Source organism: Sporolactobacillus spathodeae (assembly GCF_016908935.1).
Taxonomy (GTDB): Bacteria; Bacillota; Bacilli; order Bacillales; family Sporolactobacillaceae; genus Sporolactobacillus; species Sporolactobacillus spathodeae.
The window spans coordinates 21668-40334 of the sequence record NZ_JAFBEV010000008.1 but is presented as its reverse complement, the minus strand read 5'-3'; the positions used below and the strand labels follow the sequence as shown (position 1 = coordinate 40334).

The following is an 18667-nucleotide window of genomic DNA, read 5'->3' as shown; positions in this document are numbered from 1 at the left end:
TATTTGACGTTTACTAACTAACGAAAGAGATGCTTAACTAATGAAAAAGTGAGCAGGATCAGATCCCGCTTTTCTCATATTTAGCTGCCTTTTTTTTACTACCTCTGATTTTTATAATTTTGTTGTTGCGCAGTAGTATCCTACTTTATAGTACTAAAATTATTTTTATTTAATTTTTTATTAATTAATGCCCCAGCTGTAAGAAATATAATCATTAATGATGGGGGATAAACAAACGATCCATCCACCATAAAATCAAAAATAACACTAATAAACCCTAAAGATTCTATTTTGTTTTCTTTGAAGACAGCCCCTGTTGTTATTAATAGTAAAATAATTAAGGATAAAAAGCTGAATAAACCATAATTAAAAAAAAGATAAATAAATCCTTCAAGCCAAAGTTCTTCGTTCCACGTAAATCCAATGAAAATAAATCTTAGAAGTTGAATGCCACTAAGACTATTCATTTGATTAAGCGCGTACATATATTGTTCTGTTCGACCGTTTCCAGTTGGATCTAAAAGTGTTCGACCAACGTATTGGTTATATGCTTGCTCTAAAATCTGTGCATGTGAAAAGTACAGATATAGAATAATAGTAGACGACACAAATAAAGAAATAGAAATAAATAATAAAGCTGTTTTTTTATTAAGCTTACCCATAGATAACAGAGGAATTAATAATGAAATCAATAGAAAAGGAATCAAAACTGATCGTGATCCAGATAGGTAAATGCCAATAACTCCAAATAAGATAGCAGCTATTTTCAAAAGTTTATTCTTCTTTTCTTTTAATAACCAATTAATCATAATTGGAACGCCAATAGCTAAAAAAATTCCAGAAAGGTTGCCGTTTTGATAAGTTGAAGGCATCTTAATTGCCTCTTTTCCTATATCAACACCATACCCAATTGGTTTACTCATTAAATTCTGACCAAATGTATATGTCAATCCTGGAATCGCTGTAGAAATTATTCCAAATATCCTTTGGATTAGTGAATATCCACCAACTATAACTAAAGAGTATGCCATAATCTTTTTAAATAATTCTTTATTCATATTGGTCCCTATAACTAAAGCAATGGGCGAACCAACGAGAACCATTGCTTTAGTTATATCATCAGTGGTAAATCCATATGGATTAAATATAAAAGAAAAAGCAATAAACATAACAAAAATAAAATATAAAGTAGTAAACCCCTTGATACGTTTTAAAGTTTTTGTAGATCTATTTTTCTTTTTAATCAGTAGAAATAAAATTAGTAGCATAGAAAATGTTATCGGTGTTCTAATTTGTAGTCCTGATTTTGGAAAAGACATTGTTAAAAATTCGAAAATATATTCCATTGTTTTCTCTCCTGAATAAATCAATTACCTCATTTTACCATATCATTTCACTTAAAGATTTATCTAATTAAACACAAAATCAATATTTTTATTATCCGCAGATAATATATTGGCAAAAACCATAATCTTTCGGGTAAATAATTTTTAAATGTTTTTCTTTCGCAGTTTCGATGAGACTGTAAATGATGCTACTGGCTACTGCGCCTCTTGATGTATTGCTAATCAGCCAATTTTTCCGTCCCATCACGAAGGGCTTGATCGAGCGCTTGGCTAGATTATTATCCAGTTCCAAGCGACCATCTTGTAAAAAGGCAACGAGTTTGTTCCATTGGCCACGACAATATTTGATCGCTAGCCCCAAGGCGTTTTTTGGAAGCACCTTGGATGCTTGTTTTTGAAGCTATGTTGAATTAGCCATCTGTGATGGGCTGGCTCTGATTCAGCCGTGTTTGATAGCGTTCTTCATCGGAAGCCTTGACCTTTTTGAGGTCTTGTTCAATTTTAAAAAGCTGGTTGCAGTATGCAGCAGAGAATGGGAGCAATCAGTTTATGAGGAATTTTATTGAATATTGGTTTTTGATTCCTTTAATTGAGCCTCCCTGCATGTAGCAATCTGGGTCAACTTAATCATTTCATTTGTTTCACCAGAATTAGAAAATGCGATAAACAGGTTATCTGGATCGGCATTCGTTAAAAAAGAAGCGAATAAGTGTGTATCCTCAAGGTGAATAACCGGCTTTCCCAGTTGCAAAAATTTCTGAGTCAGATCTTCTGCAGCGACATACGATGCACCTAAACCATAGATGTATATTTTCTCATGTTTTTCCACCAAATCGGAAAACTAGGTCACTTGCGCACGATCTTGCAACTCGTCTATCTGTGCGATCGACTGATTAAAACGCAGGACCAGTTTCTTGCTGATCTCATCCGGATTTTCATTTGGCCGGATATCTGTGTAAAGTGTCGCATCGATATCCGAGGACTCTGCATAAAACTTTACTTTTAACTGAGAAAATCCGGATAAACCCACCGAGCGACAAAAACAGACAATTGTTGCCGGACTCACGCCAATGTTCTGTGCCAGTTTGCTTGTATTCTGGCTGACTGTTTCGACGACATGACTAAGAATAAAGTCGCCTACTTTTCTCTCTGATTTTGATAGTTGATTTAATTTCTCTTTGATTTGCAAGATGACACTGGTGTACATTTCCTCACCTGCATTATTCTTCTTTAGTTGGCAGCATGGGTTCCTTCGGTACGCTGAAGAAATAAGTAACGATGATGCCTCCTGCATAGCCTGATAATAGAACAGCAATATACCCTAACCAGTGTCCGGTTGTGATCAGCGGGATTAACGGAATACCGCTAGGTCCGATGGCAATTGCGCCAATATTACCGATGCCTCCGATCACGGCACCGCCGATTCCGCCGCCAATACATGCAGTGATAAACGGACGTCCTAAGGGGAGGGTTACGCCATAGATCAGAGGTTCGCCGATACCAAGAAAACCGACCGGCAGCGCACCTTTGATTAATTGTACCAGCTTCTTATTTTTTCTGCATTGCAGCCAGAGCGCGAGCGTCGCGCCAACCTGTCCGGCACCTGCCATGGCCAGAACCGGCAACAGAGGCGTTGCTCCTGTTTTATTGATCATCTCAATATGAATCGGTGTTAAGAGCTGATGCAGGCCGAACATAACCATTGGTAGGAAGATGAGTCCGAGTATAAATCCGGAAAAAACGCCTCCAACATGTGAGATCCATGTGATCGAACCTACGAACGCACCGAAGACAACGCCGGCCACGGGCATGACAATAAAAACGGTAAACAAACCGACTGCCAGCAAAGCAAGGGTTGGCATGACAATAATATCAACCGAATTGGCGACAACCTTATGCAGTTTCTTTTCGACAAATGCGAGAACCCAGACGGCAAAGATAACGTCTCTTGCTGCCGCCTTGGCCGGCAGCAAGAGGCTGTCCATAAAATAATGTTCTATCATTCATAGGATTTTAGGGACAATTTGAATAATTGAAAAAGTGGCAAATGGAGAAAGGAGATCGAAGGGAGAGCGGGCCGTTAATTAGGTCTTGTATTCTTTTAGTCAATCCGGTTTAACACGCTTTCATTTTGTGTCTGAAATATTTGGTCTATTATCATGGATCGTGGAAAATGGAAAACCCCTCTATAAAAGTGGGTTTGTCGTACAGGTGATGTGCCCACTCATTATACAGGGAAGTTCGACCAAGAATTGTAAATCATTTGGTCACTCATGCATGAATCGCTATTAGCATAGTTATGAAGAAGAAGGTTGCATTGATGATCTCAATGAATCCAATCGTCAATATTTTTACAGATTTCCCGTACATGATTAAAGAGCGGATAAAACTAGGAAAGAACGCTAAAGCGATCAGGAAATGGCCACTCAGAACGGGTAGAAGAACCATGAGAAAATGGTAGAACCAGGACAGATAGTGGTAGAAACGGCTTTGACGTTCACGGATCATTGTTTTTACATATAATGCAGTGCCCACGAAAAAAAGCGTGTTGCGCACAGCGATTGCCAATGCTTGTCTGTCTATTGGGCTATTTGCGGATAGACAGGCAGCCAGACCTCCTATCGAAAAGATACAGACAGCGGCAATATCATTAATCAGTGCGCGATCATTTTTTCTTCTGACAGAATAGAGATTGATACAGAAAAAAGGAAGCATGCAGCAGCCTAACCACAGGATCATCCAGTTTGAAAATAAACTGCAAACGATCAGAACGAATGCAACGGCGCTGTATATCAAAAAACTTTGTTGATACTGTCTTCTTCTCGTGTGATTATGTATTTTCAATATACTGAGTCCGGTGTAAGTGGAAAGATAAAGTGAAACCCAAGCAAAAAATGTGATAACCTGCAACCAGGTGAACTGCGTCGTACTGGCCTCCAGCCAATAGGGAACGAAAAGCATGGCCCAAACCCCATGTTGTTTCGGTATAGAGAGCCTCATCGTTCAAACCCCTCTCTTTATGAAATAGATCTTATCGTATGTTTTTTCATAGTTTGGACTCGCCTAGAGCAATTTCTCCCCAGATGCGCAATCTCTTCGGAACGGCGGCTTCACATGATTAGAAAAACCAATTTCTTCTTCACGAGACTAATCATCATTTAGTCAGCCGATCGAGTAACAGCTGTTTGAACTGTATCATCAAATAATTATAGTAAATCAATGCCCAGAGAAAAAATATGATCTGGATCAAATCTGGCCGACTCTTTCAACGATTGTTTGGAATAAATTTCGTCATGACCAAATGTCGTGCTGAGACATTGTACTCCTTGCCACCGGCCTTTCATCGATCATTGCAGTGCAGCTATCGATAAGGAGGTCATGATGACCTAAAAGAATCAGCAATTGCTCGATTAGATTACTTTTAAATATTTTGCTTTGAAAATATCATGTCAGAATATATGACACAATATATTGACAATAAAGAAATTAAATTTTATTTTAAATACATAGTAATTTTATTTAGTATATGAAACCGGTTTTAGAAATAAATTTTTTTAATGAATGTGAAACCGGTTTTAGAATTTTTAGGAGTCGGTGGTTTGAAAACAATTCGGGATGTCGCGAAAATCGCCGGTGTGTCTCCGGCAACAGTCTCACGGGTGTTAAACAACAAGGGTTACGTGAGTGAGGAGAAAAAGAACAGAATTGAGAAAGTGATTCGCGAGGTAGGGTTTGAGCCGAATCAAGTAGCTAGGGGCCTGGCAAAAAAGACGTCAAAGACCATTGCCCTACTCGTTTCGGATATTACCAATCCGTTTTTCCCAGAATTGGCTAAAGGTGCGGAACACATTGCTCACTCCAACGGTTTTTCTCTTTTGCTTGAGAACACGAAGGGGGTTGATCAAGAAGGTACAGACTACATCAAATTATTAAAAAACAAGTATATTGATGGCGTCATTGTCGCAACACATGATATTGATAAATATTTATTGGAAACGAATACTGGGATTCCGATGGTTGTCTTGGAAATGGAAAACGGTATTGAAAACACATGCACCATTAAGGTGGACAATTTTCATGGGGCGATGCTTGCCACTCAGCATTTACTCGACGTTGGCTGTAAGAAGATTGCTCATATCTATGGACCTCTTTATGATCAAACGGCTTATGAGCGGCTGCAGGGTTATCAGCAAGCGATTCGCATGCATGACGATTTATCCGAAATCACAGTCGCAGGTGATTTTACGATTGAAGGCGGCCAATCAGCTGTAAGCCAAATACTCAAAGACTACCCGGATGTTGATGGTCTGTTCGCAGGAAACGATCTGATGGCTGTTGGTGTGATAAAAGAACTAAGTCGATTGAAGATTCGTGTTCCTGAAGATATAGCGGTCTGTGGTTTTGATGGGATTTATTTAACACGAATATTTAGTCCGGAAATCACGACGATTGAGCAGCCGATTTATGAAATGGGTGAACTGGCTGCTGAGAAGTTGATTGAGCGGATCAATAATCCGTATATCAACCAAGAGATTATTGAATTAAAAACAAAGCTAGTCGTCCGAGAGTCAACATCAAAAAGCCTTATGTAAAAATAACAGAGTTTTCAAACAAACAATAAAGAGGTTAAAAGATCATGAAGGTGTTATTTGTAGGTGAATCTTGGGTCATCCATATGATTCACACGAAAGGCTTTGACAGCTTTACATCAACCAAGTATGAGGAAGGCGCCACTTTTTTGCTTCAATGCTTGCGAGAAAAAGGAATAGACATCACGTATCTCCCGTCACACGAAGTACAGATCAGATTTCCTTCATCCGTTGAGGAACTGCAACAATACGACGCTGTTGTATTGAGTGATATTGGCAGCAACACTTTTTTACTTCGGAACCCAACCTTTTATGAGATGCAGGTTAATCCGAATCCACTGGAATTGATTAAAGATTATGTGGCTCAAGGCGGCGGTTTTTTGATGATTGGCGGTTACCTGTCTTTTACAGGGATTGAAGGAAAGGCGAACTACAAAAATACCGTATTATCAGAACTTCTTCCCGTGGAATTGTCCGATACAGATGATCGAATTGAGATGCCGCAAGGGGTGCACCCAGTTACAGTTCAGGATGATCCACTGACAAGCGATTTAGGCGAATGGCCATTGTTCCTCGGCTATAATCGTTTTTCCGCCAAAACGGATGCAAAAGTTCTCGCTGTCATCAATGATGATCCGTTTCTTGTCAGCGGCAATTTCGGAAAAGGTCGAACGGCTTGCTTCGCGAGTGATTGTGCACCGCATTGGGGGTCGAAAGAATTTGTTGATTGGAAGAACTATCCGCTATTCTGGTCTCGATTGATTGAAACTATTGGGAGAAAGAGCTGACCGAAATGAAGGAACAAGCCATCAAGAAATGGATCGAGGAACATAAAGAAGCATTCATCGGTTTTCTCGCGGAACTTGTTCGCACCGATACACAAGTCATTGATCAGGGAATCGGCGGCGGACATGAGAAGAATGGACAAGCGGTCATTCAAGAAAAACTTCGCGAGCTTCATTTTGAAATTGATGCGTTTGATGTTGACGATGAAAAGATTAAAAAATTCCCGGGCGCCAATTTAGGCCATCAGAATAGTGACCGACCGAATGTTGTTGGCGTTCTGAAGGGAAACGGCGATGGGCAATCGCTTATTCTCAATGGACATGTGGATACGATGCCCTTCGGTGACAAAGCGAGATGGAAATATGATCCATTATCGGGACAAGTCATTGGTGATCAACTCTATGGTTTAGGGGCCACCGATATGAAAGGCTCTCTGGCAGCGATGGTATTAGCTGCCGAAGTCGTTCAAAGGCTCGGTTACACGTTGAAAGGTGATTTGATCATTGAGTCTGTGGTCGATGAAGAGGGCGGCGGAAACGGAACGATGGCTTGTGTGGCACGCGGATACCAAGCCGATGGCGCGATTGTGGGCGAGCCCACACAGCTTCATCTGCAAACGGCACATATGGGCTTTTTGTTTCATGAGATTACGGTAACGGGCAAAAGCCTCCATTCCAGCCAGCTGTGGGAAGGGGTTAATGCTATTGATAAATCTATGAAAATCTATCAGTCCATCAAAGAGTTGGAACGGACGTGGCTGATGACACGAAGACATCCGCTCTTACCTGGACCGACCATTAATTTGGGGGTGATCGAAGGAGGAATTGCAGGATCAGTTGTGCCAGATCAATGCACAATGAAAACCTGCCTACATTACCATCCAGAAAAACAGGAGACGAACGAAGAAACAAGAAATCGTGTCGTTAATGAAGTGAACCAAGCGATTGAAAATGCAGTCAAGAGCGATCCATGGCTGACGAAGAATCCGCCTAAGGTCACGATTTATCAGGAAGGATTTGCTTTTGAAACACCATTGGACCATCCGCTTGTACAAGACATGAGAGAGGTTCTGGATGACGTTCTTCCTCAAACGATTGTTGAAGGGATGCCCGCAGGTTGTGACGCAAGAACCTTAGCCTCTTTTGGCAATACGCCGACGATTATTTTGGGTTGCGGCAATCCACAGCACTGTCACTGCATTGATGAATCTTTGCCAATCAATGAATTTCTGTCACTTATCGAAATCTACGCGCAGTTTATTCTCTCATGGTGTGGCACTTCTGAAACTTGATTTTCATATAAATTATCGCATCGTTTCACCATTAAAATGAACCAATTATTCATTAAGGGGGAAGAAGAAAATGAAGCATTTTGGTAAACGAATGAAGGGTATCCTAGTTTTAATGCTTGGCGCGCTGCTTGTGTTGGGTGGCTGTGCCAATAGCGGTTCGTCATCTTCAAGCAACGCGAACAAAAAATTGACGATTGGCTTTGTAACGATTAATCAGGAAGCCTACTTCTTTACAGAATCGATTCGTGGTGCTCAGGAACAAGCGAAAAAAATGGGAGCCAAGCTGGTTGTCGCGGACCCGAATAACGATACAGTCAAGCAAAACAACGATATCGAAAACTTAGTCAATCAGAAGGTCGATGCAATTATTGTCGATTCTATTGATACCAAAGGCGTAATTCCAGCGATGAAAGAAGCGGCAAAAGCACATATTCCGGTTATTTCGATTGATGCCGTTGTCAAAAGCAGCGCGGTCAGCACCCAGATTGGTGTGGATAACGCGGTGAGCAGTCAAGAACTCGGGAATTATGTCAATAAATATGTCAAAGCCAATATGAAACAACCTGTCAAAATGGGCGTGGTTGGCGCGCTTAACTCGTTTATCCAAGTGATTCGTCAGAATGCTTTCCTTGACACAGTGAAAAAGACGCCAAGTCTTAAAGTCGTCAACATCGTTGACGGGAAGAATGTTCAGCAAACAGCAATGACTTCAGCTGAGAATTTGATGACCGGTCATCCGGAAATGAATGTCGCTTTCGCTACTGGTGAACCGGCGTTAGTCGGCCTCGCTTCCGCTGTTAAATCACAGCATAAAGAAAAGAAATTAACTGTATTTGGCTGGGATTTGTCCAAGCAGGCGATCCAAGGTATTGATGAAGGATGGGTCAAAGCGGTTGTTCAGCAGCATCCCGAAAAATTTGGCTCTGAAGGTGTTAAAGCGGCTGTTCAATTAGCACAGAAGAAAAAGGTTGCAAAGACGATTAATGTGCCTGTCACCATCGTTACAAAGGATAACGTGGATCAATTTAAGCATCTCTTCAAATGATATGAGACGGTTTCAATAAGAATAGAGAACGGGTGTTAGTCGATGATTAGCACCCGTTTAGAAAGTATAAGCATTTGCACGTAAATGGAGCGAAGGCGTTCTGGTGCCTTGCGGGAAAAGCGAGCCCCCGCAGATTCTAGTTTGCTTGAGGGAGACGCGTGGCGCATGTGGTAAGCGAACGGCCGGAGCACAATTTTTGCAAAAAGAGACTTGGCTATGCCAAGTTTTTCTGATAAAAGGAGGATTTGCATGGCTTCTATTCCAAGAATTGAAATGCGCGATATAAAAAAATCATTCGGTAAAATACAATCGCTAAGAGGCGTGAATCTCGAATTATACCCAGGTGAAGTTCTTGGATTGGTCGGTGATAATGGAGCCGGTAAATCAACCTTAATGAAGGTTTTAAGCGGTGTTCATATACCGGATAGCGGCACCATGAAATTCGAAGGCCAGCCGATCCAATTAAATAGCCCGAAAGACGCAAAAAAGCATCAAATTGAAACGATTTTTCAAGATCTTGCTTTATGCGATACATTGGACGTTGCCAGCAACCTTTATTTGGGAAGAGAACCCGTCCATTTCTTTAATCAATTAATCGATCAGAAAAAGATGCATGAACAAGCCAAAACAGAACTCGATCGATTAGGCGTCACAATTCCATCAACCTATGTAACGGTTGAGAATCTTTCCGGGGGACAACGGCAGTCGGTAGCGATCGCTCGCGCCGTCATCTATTCCCCGAAAGTGCTGATTATGGATGAACCGACGGCAGCTCTGGGTGTAAAAGAAGTCCGTATGGTCCTTGAATTGATTCAAAGAGTGAAGCGCACAGGTGTCAGTGTCATTCTCATTACGCATCGCCTTCGTGATCTTTTTGAAGTCTGCGATCGGATTACGGTCCTTTATGAAGGAAGAATTATTGATAATCGCCCCATTTCAGATTTTACAATGGAATCACTTGTTGCATCGATTACCGCTGAGAACGAGGAGGTTCATTCATGATTGGCTTGAAACAAGAAGCGGCACCAAGAAAAGGCTATTCGTCCGGAAAACAAACCCATGATCCTTTGCAACACTGGATCGCTAAGAATAAGCAAATTGTTGGCATTTTCTCCGTGTTGGTTGTTCTGTCTCTCTATTTTTCTCTCTTTAGTAATGCTTTTGCGACAACGGGGAATGTGCTGAACCTGCTGCAACAGCTCGCTGCTAATTTAATTGTCTGTGTGGCGATGACTCTGGTTATCACCACGAGCGGCATTGATCTTTCGGTTGGTTCCATTCTGTCACTGGCAAGCGCGCTCATTGCTGTATTATTGAAAGCGGGATTGACGAGTTTTGAAGCATTTCTCGTTGTTCTGCTTGTTGGCGCTGTTGTTGGCTTAGTCAATGGGGTCGTGATTGCTTATCTGCGCATTCCGCCTTTCATTGTCACATTGGCATCGATGATTTATATTCAGGGCTTAGCTTTATTAATTACTGGCGGCTATTCGATTAGCATTAACGGCAGTGCCTGGCTGAATGCGATTGGCCAGGGGCGATTTCTGAATATTCCTGTCGCGGCGCTCATTGCTCTTTTCGTCGTTGTGTTTGGGTGGGTTGTTCTGACGCAAACAAAGTTCGGTACCTATATCATCGGAATCGGTTCCAATGAGGAATCCGTACGCCGAGCCGGTGTCGCAATCAAAAAGATCAAGATGCTGACTTATATGTTCAGTGGTATCGCCGCTTCATTTGCGGGCATTGTTCTGGCCACACGGCTTGGGTCCGGTTCATCAAACGTCGGCACCGGATTTGAAATGGATGTCATTGCTGCCGTTGTGCTTGGCGGAACCTCCTTATTCGGCGGCATTGGTACCATGCTCGGGTCGGTATTCGGTGTCTTCCTGATCGGTGTGATCGATAATGGATTGACGCTGATGAACGTCTCTCCGTATATTATTCAGATTGTACAGGGCACCGTTTTATTGGTCGCCGTCATTGTGAACACATACTTTTTCAGCGGACGCGGTGTGAAAAGAAAATAATCATTCTCGAGTAATCTTATTGAAGGTGAGAATCTTGGAATTAGAGAAACTCCGAAACGGTATCGATAGAGAACAAGCCTTATCCTTTCTAAAGGCCCTCGTTCGGGTGAACAGCGTGAATCCACCGGGTAACGAATCTGAAGTCGCGGCCCTGATTGAAGAAAAAATGCGTCGTAGTCCGCTTACGATTCAGCGATCACCGCTGGCGGATAATCGAGAGAATATACTTGTCTCCCTCAAAAATGCAGACGCTAGAGATGACGCAGATAAAAAACATCTGATTTTCAGCGGACATCTGGACACTGTTCCAATCGGCAATCAAAAATGGGATGACAATCCATGGGGAGCCGCTGAAAAAGAAGGGAAATTATTTGGACGCGGCACATCAGATATGAAAAGCGGTGTGGCCGCAATGCTCATCGCCATGGAACAAATTGCGGCATCCGGTCTAAAGCTTGCGGGAGACTTGTCTTTCCTGGGGACGGCAGGAGAAGAAGTCGATGGACAAGGGGCAAGCTTAGCCATTCAAGAGCAGGCCGTCCAATCAGCGACAGCAATGGTGATTGGCGAACCAACAAATAATCAATTATGCATTGCCCATAAAGGTGTTTTGTGGCTGGAAGTGATTATCAATGGAAAAACCGCGCACGCGGGTTGGCCGGATAAAGGGATCAGCGCCATTTCTGCGATGAATGAATTTATCAATGCCTTTAAGATTGATCATCCGGTCAGCGATCCTTTATTAGGCCATGCGACGCTTAATCTTGGCGTCATTAAGGGTGGCATTGCGCCGAATATGGTCGCCGATAGCTGTCAATTAACCGTCGACTTCCGGACAGTTCCTGGAATAGAGGCTCAAAATGTATATGCGCAAGCGAAACAAATTCTGACTGCGCTATCAGAGAAACTACAGATAACCTATGAAGTGAACGTGCTGAACAACATGCATTACGTCAGTACATCGCCAAGCGACCCCTTTATCCAATTATCCGCAAATATTCTGAGCCAAACGATGAATCAATCGTCTCATTTTGGAGGCGCCAACTATTACTCCGACGGTTCAAAGTTTATTGAAGTCAAACCGAATTTGCCCATTTTGATTTTTGGCCCTGGCAACCCCGATCAAGCACACCAGCCCAATGAGTGGGTGGCTATCGATAAATTTTATGACGCAATCGTCTTCTACATGGCTTTAGCGCTTGAGTATCTCGGCGTCTCGCAAGAAAATTGAAATACGATTTTTGAACAGATCGCAGCCCCTCCCTTTGATAGGTGCGGGTTGTTTTTTTTTTACCAATCAATACCTTAAGTTCATCACAATCGTTAAGAAATGTCCAACTATGGAGAAGGGACTGAATAGATCCTAAATGCAAGACATTTAAGCTACGGCGCTCAACTATTTATTATCACGCAGATCATGTGATGACGTGAAAGAAACAGTACATCTATGAGTATATCCAGTACTCTTTATTAATGATGCGACACGTTTTATTCTGTTTGGGAGCTTCTATCCCATCCTAGATTAACGAATCCCATTAACTTTCGTCCAAAACTAGGTACCAATAATTCCTGTATCAGCGGCTGGTGTGGGTTATATGACACTTACGATGTTATAGGATGTGTTGGCATCTAAAAAAATGAACAAAAAATGAAAACGCTTTACAAAATTTGATAATTGTATTATTATAAAAATGCGGTTAAGGGAAAACGATTACTCAACTTTCTCAATACCTTTTGGCTTTTATGAGCAGATGACTTCTTGAAATTTTCAAGTGCTTATTTTTACAGTTTTGAGAAATCGATTACTCGAAAAGACCTTATTTTTTTGTAGAAGTGAGCAAACGATTACCCTAAAATAATGAGAGGAGATTACGCTATGGAAAGGAAATTGTACCCTTCAATGATGTGTGCAGAATTCGATAATTTGTCTGAAGAGACTCAAAAGCTTTCAATTTCAGAAATTGATGGATTCCATATGGATATAATGGACGGTTCATTTGTTCCAAATTTCGGTATTAGTCCAGAGGATTATAAGACGATTGCCGACCATACAGATAAGTTGCTTGATGTACATTTGATGATTTATCATCCAGAAAAATATATAAAAATGTTTGTGGAATTAGGTGCAAAACGTGTTTATTTTCATCCTGAAGCTACACCGCATTCTGCACGGATCATTAATCAAATTAAACAGTGCGGTGCAGAAGCAGGAATTGCTATTAATCCAGGCACATCTATTGCTTCAATCAATGAGCTATTGCCACTAGTAGATCAAGTATTGGTAATGACAGTTAATCCTGGTTTTGCGGGACAAAAATATCTCGAATTTGTCAATACAAAAATTAAAAAACTTAGTCAGCTTTGTTGCGATTTTAACTTTGAAATTGTTGTTGATGGAGCGATCTCTTTAGAGAAGATTAATGAACTAGGTGCCATAGGGGTTACTGGTTTTGTTCTAGGCACGTCAGCCCTATTTGGAAAAGGAAAAAATTATAGTGAAATCATTCGTTCATTAAAAGAACAGCAGGAGGTATAAAGGATGAAAATTGCTATTGGGAATGACCATGTCGGACTCATTTTAAAACCAGCGATTGTTGATTATTTACATGAATTAGGTCATGAAACAGTAGATTCAGGAACAAATTCAAATGAGCGAACGGATTATCCGATTTATGGAGAAAAAGTTGGGAAGATGGTAGCTTCAGGCGAAACTGACCTCGGAATTGTCATTTGTGGAACAGGTGTTGGCATCTCACTTGCGGCAAATAAGGTTAAAGGTATCCGAGCGGTTGTCTGCAGTGAACCATATAGTGCAAAACTTTCACGGGAACACAATAACACCAACGTACTGGCCTTTGGATCACGTGTTATTGGTGAGGAACTTGCTAAGATGATTGTTAGAGAATGGCTTGATGCTAAATTTTTAGGTGGCCGGCATGGACGTCGTGTGAACATGCTCTCAGCCATTGAAGAGGAGCAATAATAAATAGTGGTGCTTTACTTTTAGTAGAAATTATTTTGTTTGTATATAAAATATTGTGAAAGGGATGACAATGATGGCAGATAATTTGGGTAAAAAAATACTGGGGTTGGTTGGTCAGGAAGAAAATATCAATACAATTACTCATTGTGCAACTAGACTTCGAATGACGCTAAAGAATAGAGATGTCGTTAAGAGAGATAAAATTGAGGCTCTGCAAGGAGTTCTAAGTGTTGTTGAAAAAGGTGGACAATTTCAGGTTGTTATTGGTCCCAATGTTCCCAATGTATATGAGGATTTAATAAGGGGGACAAGGCTTGCTGGTGAAAAAAGTGGGAACGACGTATCAAAAGATGATGGCAAGATCATTGCGCGAGTTTTTAATACTATCGCTGGGATCTTCACACCATTACTGCCACTTTTGGCTGGCTCTGGTGTTCTAAGGGGACTTGTTTTGCTTAGTACACAATTGGGTTGGCTTTCGGATAAATCGGGTACTTATCATATTCTTACGGCAGCTTCAACATCAGTATTTTACTTTCTCCCTATTTTGTTAGCGTTCACAACTGCTAAACGTTTTGGTGCTAATTTGTATGTTTCAGTTGCAGTGATGGGTGCGCTTATTATGCCGGAATTTACTAATATTATGGGGACTCATGGCAATGGCGTAATTACACATTTTCTCGGGATCCCTATCGTAACAATGACCTATACCTCAACAGTTATTCCAGCAATTTTGGCGATCTGGTGCCTTTCATATCTTGAACGATTCTTAAAAAATCATATTGCTGAAAGTTTGCAACTCTTATTTGTACCACTTATTTCACTCTTTATTATGGTGCCTATCACAGCAGGGTTATTTGGACCATTTGGTGTATATACCGGTGAGGGCATCGCACGAATTATTAACTGGTTAATTCAATCAAACGGATGGATTGCGGGTGCGCTGATTGGGGGAGTTTGGAACGTCTTTGTAATATTTGGTCTTCAATGGGCAGTAAACCCAATTATGATCATGAATATTAGTACGCTTGGATTTGATAAAATCGTTCCGTTAACAGGTGCGGCTAACTTTGGTATGGCTGGGGCAACACTAGGAACTTTTCTGAAAACGAAAAATAAGAAGACTAAATCCTATACCATGTCGGCTCTTTTGTCCATTTTCTTTGCAGGTATAACAGAACCAGCAATTTATGGTGTAGCCGTAAGATATAAACGACCATTGATTGGTGCAGTCATTGGTGGTGCTGTAGGTGGAGCGTTTATGGGCGGTATGCAGACGAAAGCCTATGCCTTTGTTTTTGGCGGATTGACAACATTGCCCGCATTTGTTGGTAAGACATTTGTATATTATGCCCTTGGCTTAGCCATCTGCTTTATTGTAGCCGCTATAGCAACCATGATTCTAGGATTTGATGAAGAATCAAAAGATATAGAGAAAAACCAAGTAACTGAGAACGTGAGTCTTGCAGTAAATCAACAATTCATCAGTACTCCGATACTAGGAGAGGTGAAGGAACTTAAGGAAAGTAAAGATCCGGCATTTGCTGATGGAAGTATGGGATCAGGATTTCTAGTGGAACCGCAAGAAGGAAAGGTCTATGCACCCTTTGATGGAACGGTTAAAGTACTTTTCCCCACTCATCATGCAATCGGTATAGAATCAAAGAACGGGACAGAAGTAATGATTCATATTGGTATCAACACGGTTGAATTAAAGGGGAAATATTTTGAGTGCCATGTTAAACAGGGAGAGAATGTTAAAAAGGGTCAACTATTAACTACATTTGATTTGGCTTCTATTCATAAGGCTGGTTATGATGTAAGCACGCCAGTGATAGTAACTAATACTCAAGACTATAAGGATGTTCAACTGTTAAAAAAAGGAAAACAAGTACAAGGGTCAGTTGTAATGGAGGCACTCACTGAATAAATAATCCCAGTAAGTATCTAAAGCTCAATCTTAGAAATATAAATGTAGTTGATTGAAAATACGAGAGGCGATAAAAATTTCTAAAAAGAAGACTGCACTTTAATCCAAGAGCAGTCTTCTTTTATTAGGAGGATTGATTGTATGAGACAATCAGCACCATTTAGAAAAAATTTTTTGTGGGGGGCTTCAACTAATGCACAGCAGTTTAAAGGAGGAGCAAATAAAGGTGGGAAAGATTTATCTATTGCAGATGAACGCTTCATTATAGATGCACCTTCGGTCAACAGCTTTGATCAGTTTAGTATTGCTTCGGATCATTATTCAAAATACAAAGAGGATATTGCTTTCTATTCGGAAATGGTTTTTTCGATCTACAGATTCTCAATCGCATGGTCACGCATTTTTCCTAACGGTGATGATTCTGAGCCTAATGAACAAGGCTTGAATTTTTATGACAAGGTAATAAGGGAACTGGAAAAATATAAAATTAAGCCGGTTGTCACTTTATAAGCGTATGATCTTCCTCTTGCTCTACTAAAAAAATATGAAGGATGGAAGAGCCGTCAATGTATTCATGCTTATCTCAACTATGTACGAACTGTTGTTTCTCGATTTAAAGGAAGAGTCAAGTGTTGGGTACCTTTTAATGAACAGAATCTTTTAACCTTAGATGCAAAATACATCACGGGCAGTGAAGCCAAAAATCTCGACGAACTGTTTCTTCTGGAACATCATTTCAATCTGGCCTATGCTCAAGCTATTAAGCAGATTCATCAGGTTGATCCTATGGCTAAAGCTGGATGCAATATCGGAAATGTATGTGTTTATCCAAAAACGTGTGATCCAAAGGATGTGAAGGCAGCTGATCTATTCGCTAAAAGAATCGGTTATTCGTTTGGAGATATTTATTGCAGGGGACGCTATCCTCAGCACTATTTGAATAATTTCAAAAAAGAAATTATTCACAATACGATTAGAGATGGAGACTTATCGATAATATCGGATGTCAATCCGGATTTCCTATCGTTGACTTACTATATGTCTACAGCTATAGGCAGTGCTGATCTTAACAGACGTTTCGATATGGAAACACTTAAATCATTAAATCCTTATGTTAAGCAGACCGAATGGGGATGGAATAAAGATCCCTATGGCTTTAAACATTGCTTGGAGGATTTTTACCATCGCTATCAAAAACCAATCCTAGTCTTAGAAAATGGACTTGGTCATCGTGATCAAATGGTGAATGGAAAAGTGAATGATGATTATCGAATTAATTATTTAGCTGGCCACATTCAGGCAATGAAAGAGGCTGAATATGATGGGGTACAAATCATTGGCTATTTAGTATGGTCGGCAACCGATTTGTATTCGACTCGAGAAGGCTTTGATAAACGATATGGTTTTGTTTATGTAGATAATAAGACGCAACATCGATACAGGAAAAATAGTTTTTATTGGTATCAACAGGTGATTGCGTCCAATGGAGCGAATTTGTCATGGAATGTGAAGCACCACCAATAGGGTATCTATTAATGAAACCGTTTAATTGCGTTATCATTTGTATGTTGTTATATATAGAATATAAAGAAAAAAATAAACGACTAGAGAGTATGTGCTGAAATGATGAATGGTAATGATGAAAATAAAATTTCTATTAAAAGGATTGCCGAACTTAGTGGGGTTTCTCCTGCAACAGTTTCAAGAGTAATTAATAACAACGGCAGATTTTCTGAAAAGACCAGGCGACGGGTTATGAAAGTGATTAGAGAAAATAATTATGGTATGAATTATGTTGCCAAAAGTCTTAGAATGAAAAAATCCTTTACAATAGGTGTGCTCGTTCCAGATATTAGTAATGCTTTTTTTTCGTCTGTTGTATTGAGAATGGAGAAATATTTGTATTCTAAAGGATATTCAGTAATTATATGTAACACAGACAGAGATGAGCATAAAGAAATGGCATATTTGAGAACGTTAGAAGGAAAAATGGTTGATGGATTATTAATCATCTCAGGTGACCAAGAATTTGATACGTCAGTCATTCAAACACAAACACTCACGGTCTGTATCGACCGTAAACCTAAAAATACTGAAAATGCTGTCTTTATCAGTTCCGATCATTATCATGGAGGTTTATTAGCAACGGAAACCTTGATTAAACAAGGTTGTAAAAAGCTAGGGATCATAATCAGTCATGAAAATCTCTATTCTTCAAAAGAACGGCTACGAGGGTTTAAAGATGCACTTGAGAAAAATGGATTGACTTGCAACCCAAACAGAATAATTAAAATTAATGACAAAGAAACAAAGCCCGAAGAAGTAAAACTTCATGTTTTAAAGAGTTTTAGGGATGGTAATTTATATGACGGAATATTTGCAGTTAATGACCGCTTGGCTTTCGGAACGATGAAGGCTTGCCAAGATTTCGGATGGAAGGTACCTGAGAACGTCAAAATCATTGGCTTTGATGATGATCCATTATGTACTTACAGTTCGCCGTCGTTATCATCTGTGAAACAAGATATTGATCAATTAGCAAAGGTATCCTGTGATATTTTACTTAAATTAATAAATTCGGAGATGATGACATCCACTGAAAAGTGTCAGATGATTCCTACCAGTATTATTTTAAGAGAATCAGTTTGATTTCTAGAGAATTAACTAAAATAA

At 40.3% G+C, this 18667-nt stretch carries 15 protein-coding genes and 3 pseudogenes; 12 read left to right on the top strand and 6 right to left on the bottom strand.

What is annotated here, in order from left to right:
- Nucleotides 1-140 precede the first annotated feature (140 nt).
- From JOC27_RS05820 to JOC27_RS05795, 6 genes and pseudogenes are all read right to left on the bottom strand, one after another.
- A complete protein-coding gene (locus JOC27_RS05820) occupies nt 141-1346 on the bottom strand; it encodes a hypothetical protein (protein WP_205006076.1) in 1206 nt (401 codons plus the stop codon).
- 115 nt (nt 1347-1461) lie between these two features.
- A pseudogene (locus tag JOC27_RS13390) lies at nt 1462-1867 on the bottom strand (IS66 family transposase); the annotation flags it as partial.
- A 38-nt stretch (nt 1868-1905) separates the two neighbouring features.
- Nucleotides 1906-2175 (bottom strand): SIS domain-containing protein, encoded by a 270-nt coding sequence (locus tag JOC27_RS05810; RefSeq protein ID WP_205006074.1) that lies wholly within the window; start codon nt 2173-2175, stop codon nt 1906-1908.
- Nucleotides 2176-2187: 12 nt separating this feature from the next.
- Nucleotides 2188-2553, bottom strand: a complete 366-nt coding sequence (locus JOC27_RS05805; protein ID WP_205006073.1) for a MurR/RpiR family transcriptional regulator — start codon at nt 2551-2553, stop codon at nt 2188-2190.
- 13 nt (nt 2554-2566) lie between these two features.
- Nucleotides 2567-3338 (bottom strand): annotated as a pseudogene (locus tag JOC27_RS05800) (PTS sugar transporter subunit IIC); the annotation flags it as partial.
- Between the two features lie 279 nt (nt 3339-3617).
- On the bottom strand, nt 3618-4346 hold the full coding sequence (locus tag JOC27_RS05795; protein WP_205006072.1) for a YwiC-like family protein: 729 nt from the start codon (nt 4344-4346) through the stop codon (nt 3618-3620).
- Between the two features lie 599 nt (nt 4347-4945).
- Here JOC27_RS05795 and JOC27_RS05790 point away from each other — a divergent pair.
- The 12 genes and pseudogenes from JOC27_RS05790 to JOC27_RS05735 all read left to right on the top strand — a co-directional run bounded on the left by JOC27_RS05790 (nt 4946) and on the right by JOC27_RS05735 (nt 18643).
- On the top strand, nt 4946-5938 hold the full coding sequence (locus tag JOC27_RS05790; protein WP_239529903.1) for a LacI family DNA-binding transcriptional regulator: 993 nt from the start codon (nt 4946-4948) through the stop codon (nt 5936-5938).
- Between the two features lie 44 nt (nt 5939-5982).
- Nucleotides 5983-6723 carry a glutamine amidotransferase gene (locus tag JOC27_RS05785; protein ID WP_205006070.1) on the top strand — a complete coding sequence of 247 codons (741 nt, stop codon included), beginning with the start codon at nt 5983-5985 and terminating at the stop codon, nt 6721-6723.
- Between the two features lie 5 nt (nt 6724-6728).
- Nucleotides 6729-8012: an ArgE/DapE family deacylase gene (locus JOC27_RS05780; RefSeq protein ID WP_205006069.1), complete on the top strand. Its 1284-nt coding sequence runs from the start codon at nt 6729-6731 to the stop codon at nt 8010-8012.
- Between the two features lie 70 nt (nt 8013-8082).
- Entirely contained in the window at nt 8083-9057 is a 975-nt protein-coding gene (locus JOC27_RS05775) for an ABC transporter substrate-binding protein (protein WP_205006068.1), read from the top strand.
- 249 nt (nt 9058-9306) lie between these two features.
- Nucleotides 9307-10059 carry an ATP-binding cassette domain-containing protein gene (locus JOC27_RS05770; RefSeq protein WP_205006067.1) on the top strand — a complete coding sequence of 251 codons (753 nt, stop codon included), beginning with the start codon at nt 9307-9309 and terminating at the stop codon, nt 10057-10059.
- Complete coding sequence (locus JOC27_RS05765) at nt 10056-11081, top strand: ABC transporter permease (RefSeq protein WP_205006066.1); 1026 nt, start codon at nt 10056-10058, stop codon at nt 11079-11081. The genes JOC27_RS05770 and JOC27_RS05765 overlap by 4 nt, the downstream gene beginning before the upstream one ends.
- A 34-nt stretch (nt 11082-11115) precedes the next feature.
- Nucleotides 11116-12312, top strand: a complete 1197-nt coding sequence (locus JOC27_RS05760; protein ID WP_205006065.1) for a M20 family metallopeptidase — start codon at nt 11116-11118, stop codon at nt 12310-12312.
- A 645-nt stretch (nt 12313-12957) separates the two neighbouring features.
- A complete protein-coding gene (locus tag JOC27_RS05755; RefSeq protein ID WP_205006064.1) occupies nt 12958-13617 on the top strand; it encodes a ribulose-phosphate 3-epimerase in 660 nt (219 codons plus the stop codon).
- A 3-nt stretch (nt 13618-13620) separates the two neighbouring features.
- Entirely contained in the window at nt 13621-14064 is a 444-nt protein-coding gene (rpiB, locus tag JOC27_RS05750; protein WP_205006063.1) for a ribose 5-phosphate isomerase B, read from the top strand.
- Between the two features lie 73 nt (nt 14065-14137).
- Nucleotides 14138-15994: a beta-glucoside-specific PTS transporter subunit IIABC gene (locus JOC27_RS05745; protein ID WP_205006062.1), complete on the top strand. Its 1857-nt coding sequence runs from the start codon at nt 14138-14140 to the stop codon at nt 15992-15994.
- A gap of 141 nt (nt 15995-16135) precedes the next feature.
- Nucleotides 16136-17518: pseudogene (locus tag JOC27_RS05740) on the top strand (glycoside hydrolase family 1 protein).
- A 99-nt stretch (nt 17519-17617) separates the two neighbouring features.
- Nucleotides 17618-18643 (top strand): LacI family DNA-binding transcriptional regulator, encoded by a 1026-nt coding sequence (locus JOC27_RS05735; protein WP_239529901.1) that lies wholly within the window; start codon nt 17618-17620, stop codon nt 18641-18643.
- Nucleotides 18644-18667 lie beyond the last annotated feature (24 nt).

What these genes read in the sequence shown, in the direction of transcription:
- JOC27_RS05735 (WP_239529901.1), top strand. Translation starts at nt 17,618, where the DNA reads ATGATGAATGGTAATGATGAAAATAAAATTTCTATTAAAAGGATTGCC.
- JOC27_RS05755 (WP_205006064.1), top strand. Translation starts at nt 12,958, where the DNA reads ATGGAAAGGAAATTGTACCCTTCAATGATGTGTGCAGAATTCGATAAT.
- JOC27_RS05795 (WP_205006072.1), bottom strand. Translation starts at nt 4,346, where the DNA reads ATGAGGCTCTCTATACCGAAACAACATGGGGTTTGGGCCATGCTTTTC.
- rpiB (WP_205006063.1), top strand. Translation starts at nt 13,621, where the DNA reads ATGAAAATTGCTATTGGGAATGACCATGTCGGACTCATTTTAAAACCA.
- JOC27_RS05780 (WP_205006069.1), top strand. Translation starts at nt 6,729, where the DNA reads ATGAAGGAACAAGCCATCAAGAAATGGATCGAGGAACATAAAGAAGCA.
- JOC27_RS05745 (WP_205006062.1), top strand. Translation starts at nt 14,138, where the DNA reads ATGGCAGATAATTTGGGTAAAAAAATACTGGGGTTGGTTGGTCAGGAA.
- JOC27_RS05805 (WP_205006073.1), bottom strand. Translation starts at nt 2,553, where the DNA reads ATGTACACCAGTGTCATCTTGCAAATCAAAGAGAAATTAAATCAACTA.
- JOC27_RS05785 (WP_205006070.1), top strand. Translation starts at nt 5,983, where the DNA reads ATGAAGGTGTTATTTGTAGGTGAATCTTGGGTCATCCATATGATTCAC.
- JOC27_RS05775 (WP_205006068.1), top strand. Translation starts at nt 8,083, where the DNA reads ATGAAGCATTTTGGTAAACGAATGAAGGGTATCCTAGTTTTAATGCTT.
- JOC27_RS05765 (WP_205006066.1), top strand. Translation starts at nt 10,056, where the DNA reads ATGATTGGCTTGAAACAAGAAGCGGCACCAAGAAAAGGCTATTCGTCC.
- JOC27_RS05770 (WP_205006067.1), top strand. Translation starts at nt 9,307, where the DNA reads ATGGCTTCTATTCCAAGAATTGAAATGCGCGATATAAAAAAATCATTC.
- JOC27_RS05820 (WP_205006076.1), bottom strand. Translation starts at nt 1,346, where the DNA reads ATGGAATATATTTTCGAATTTTTAACAATGTCTTTTCCAAAATCAGGA.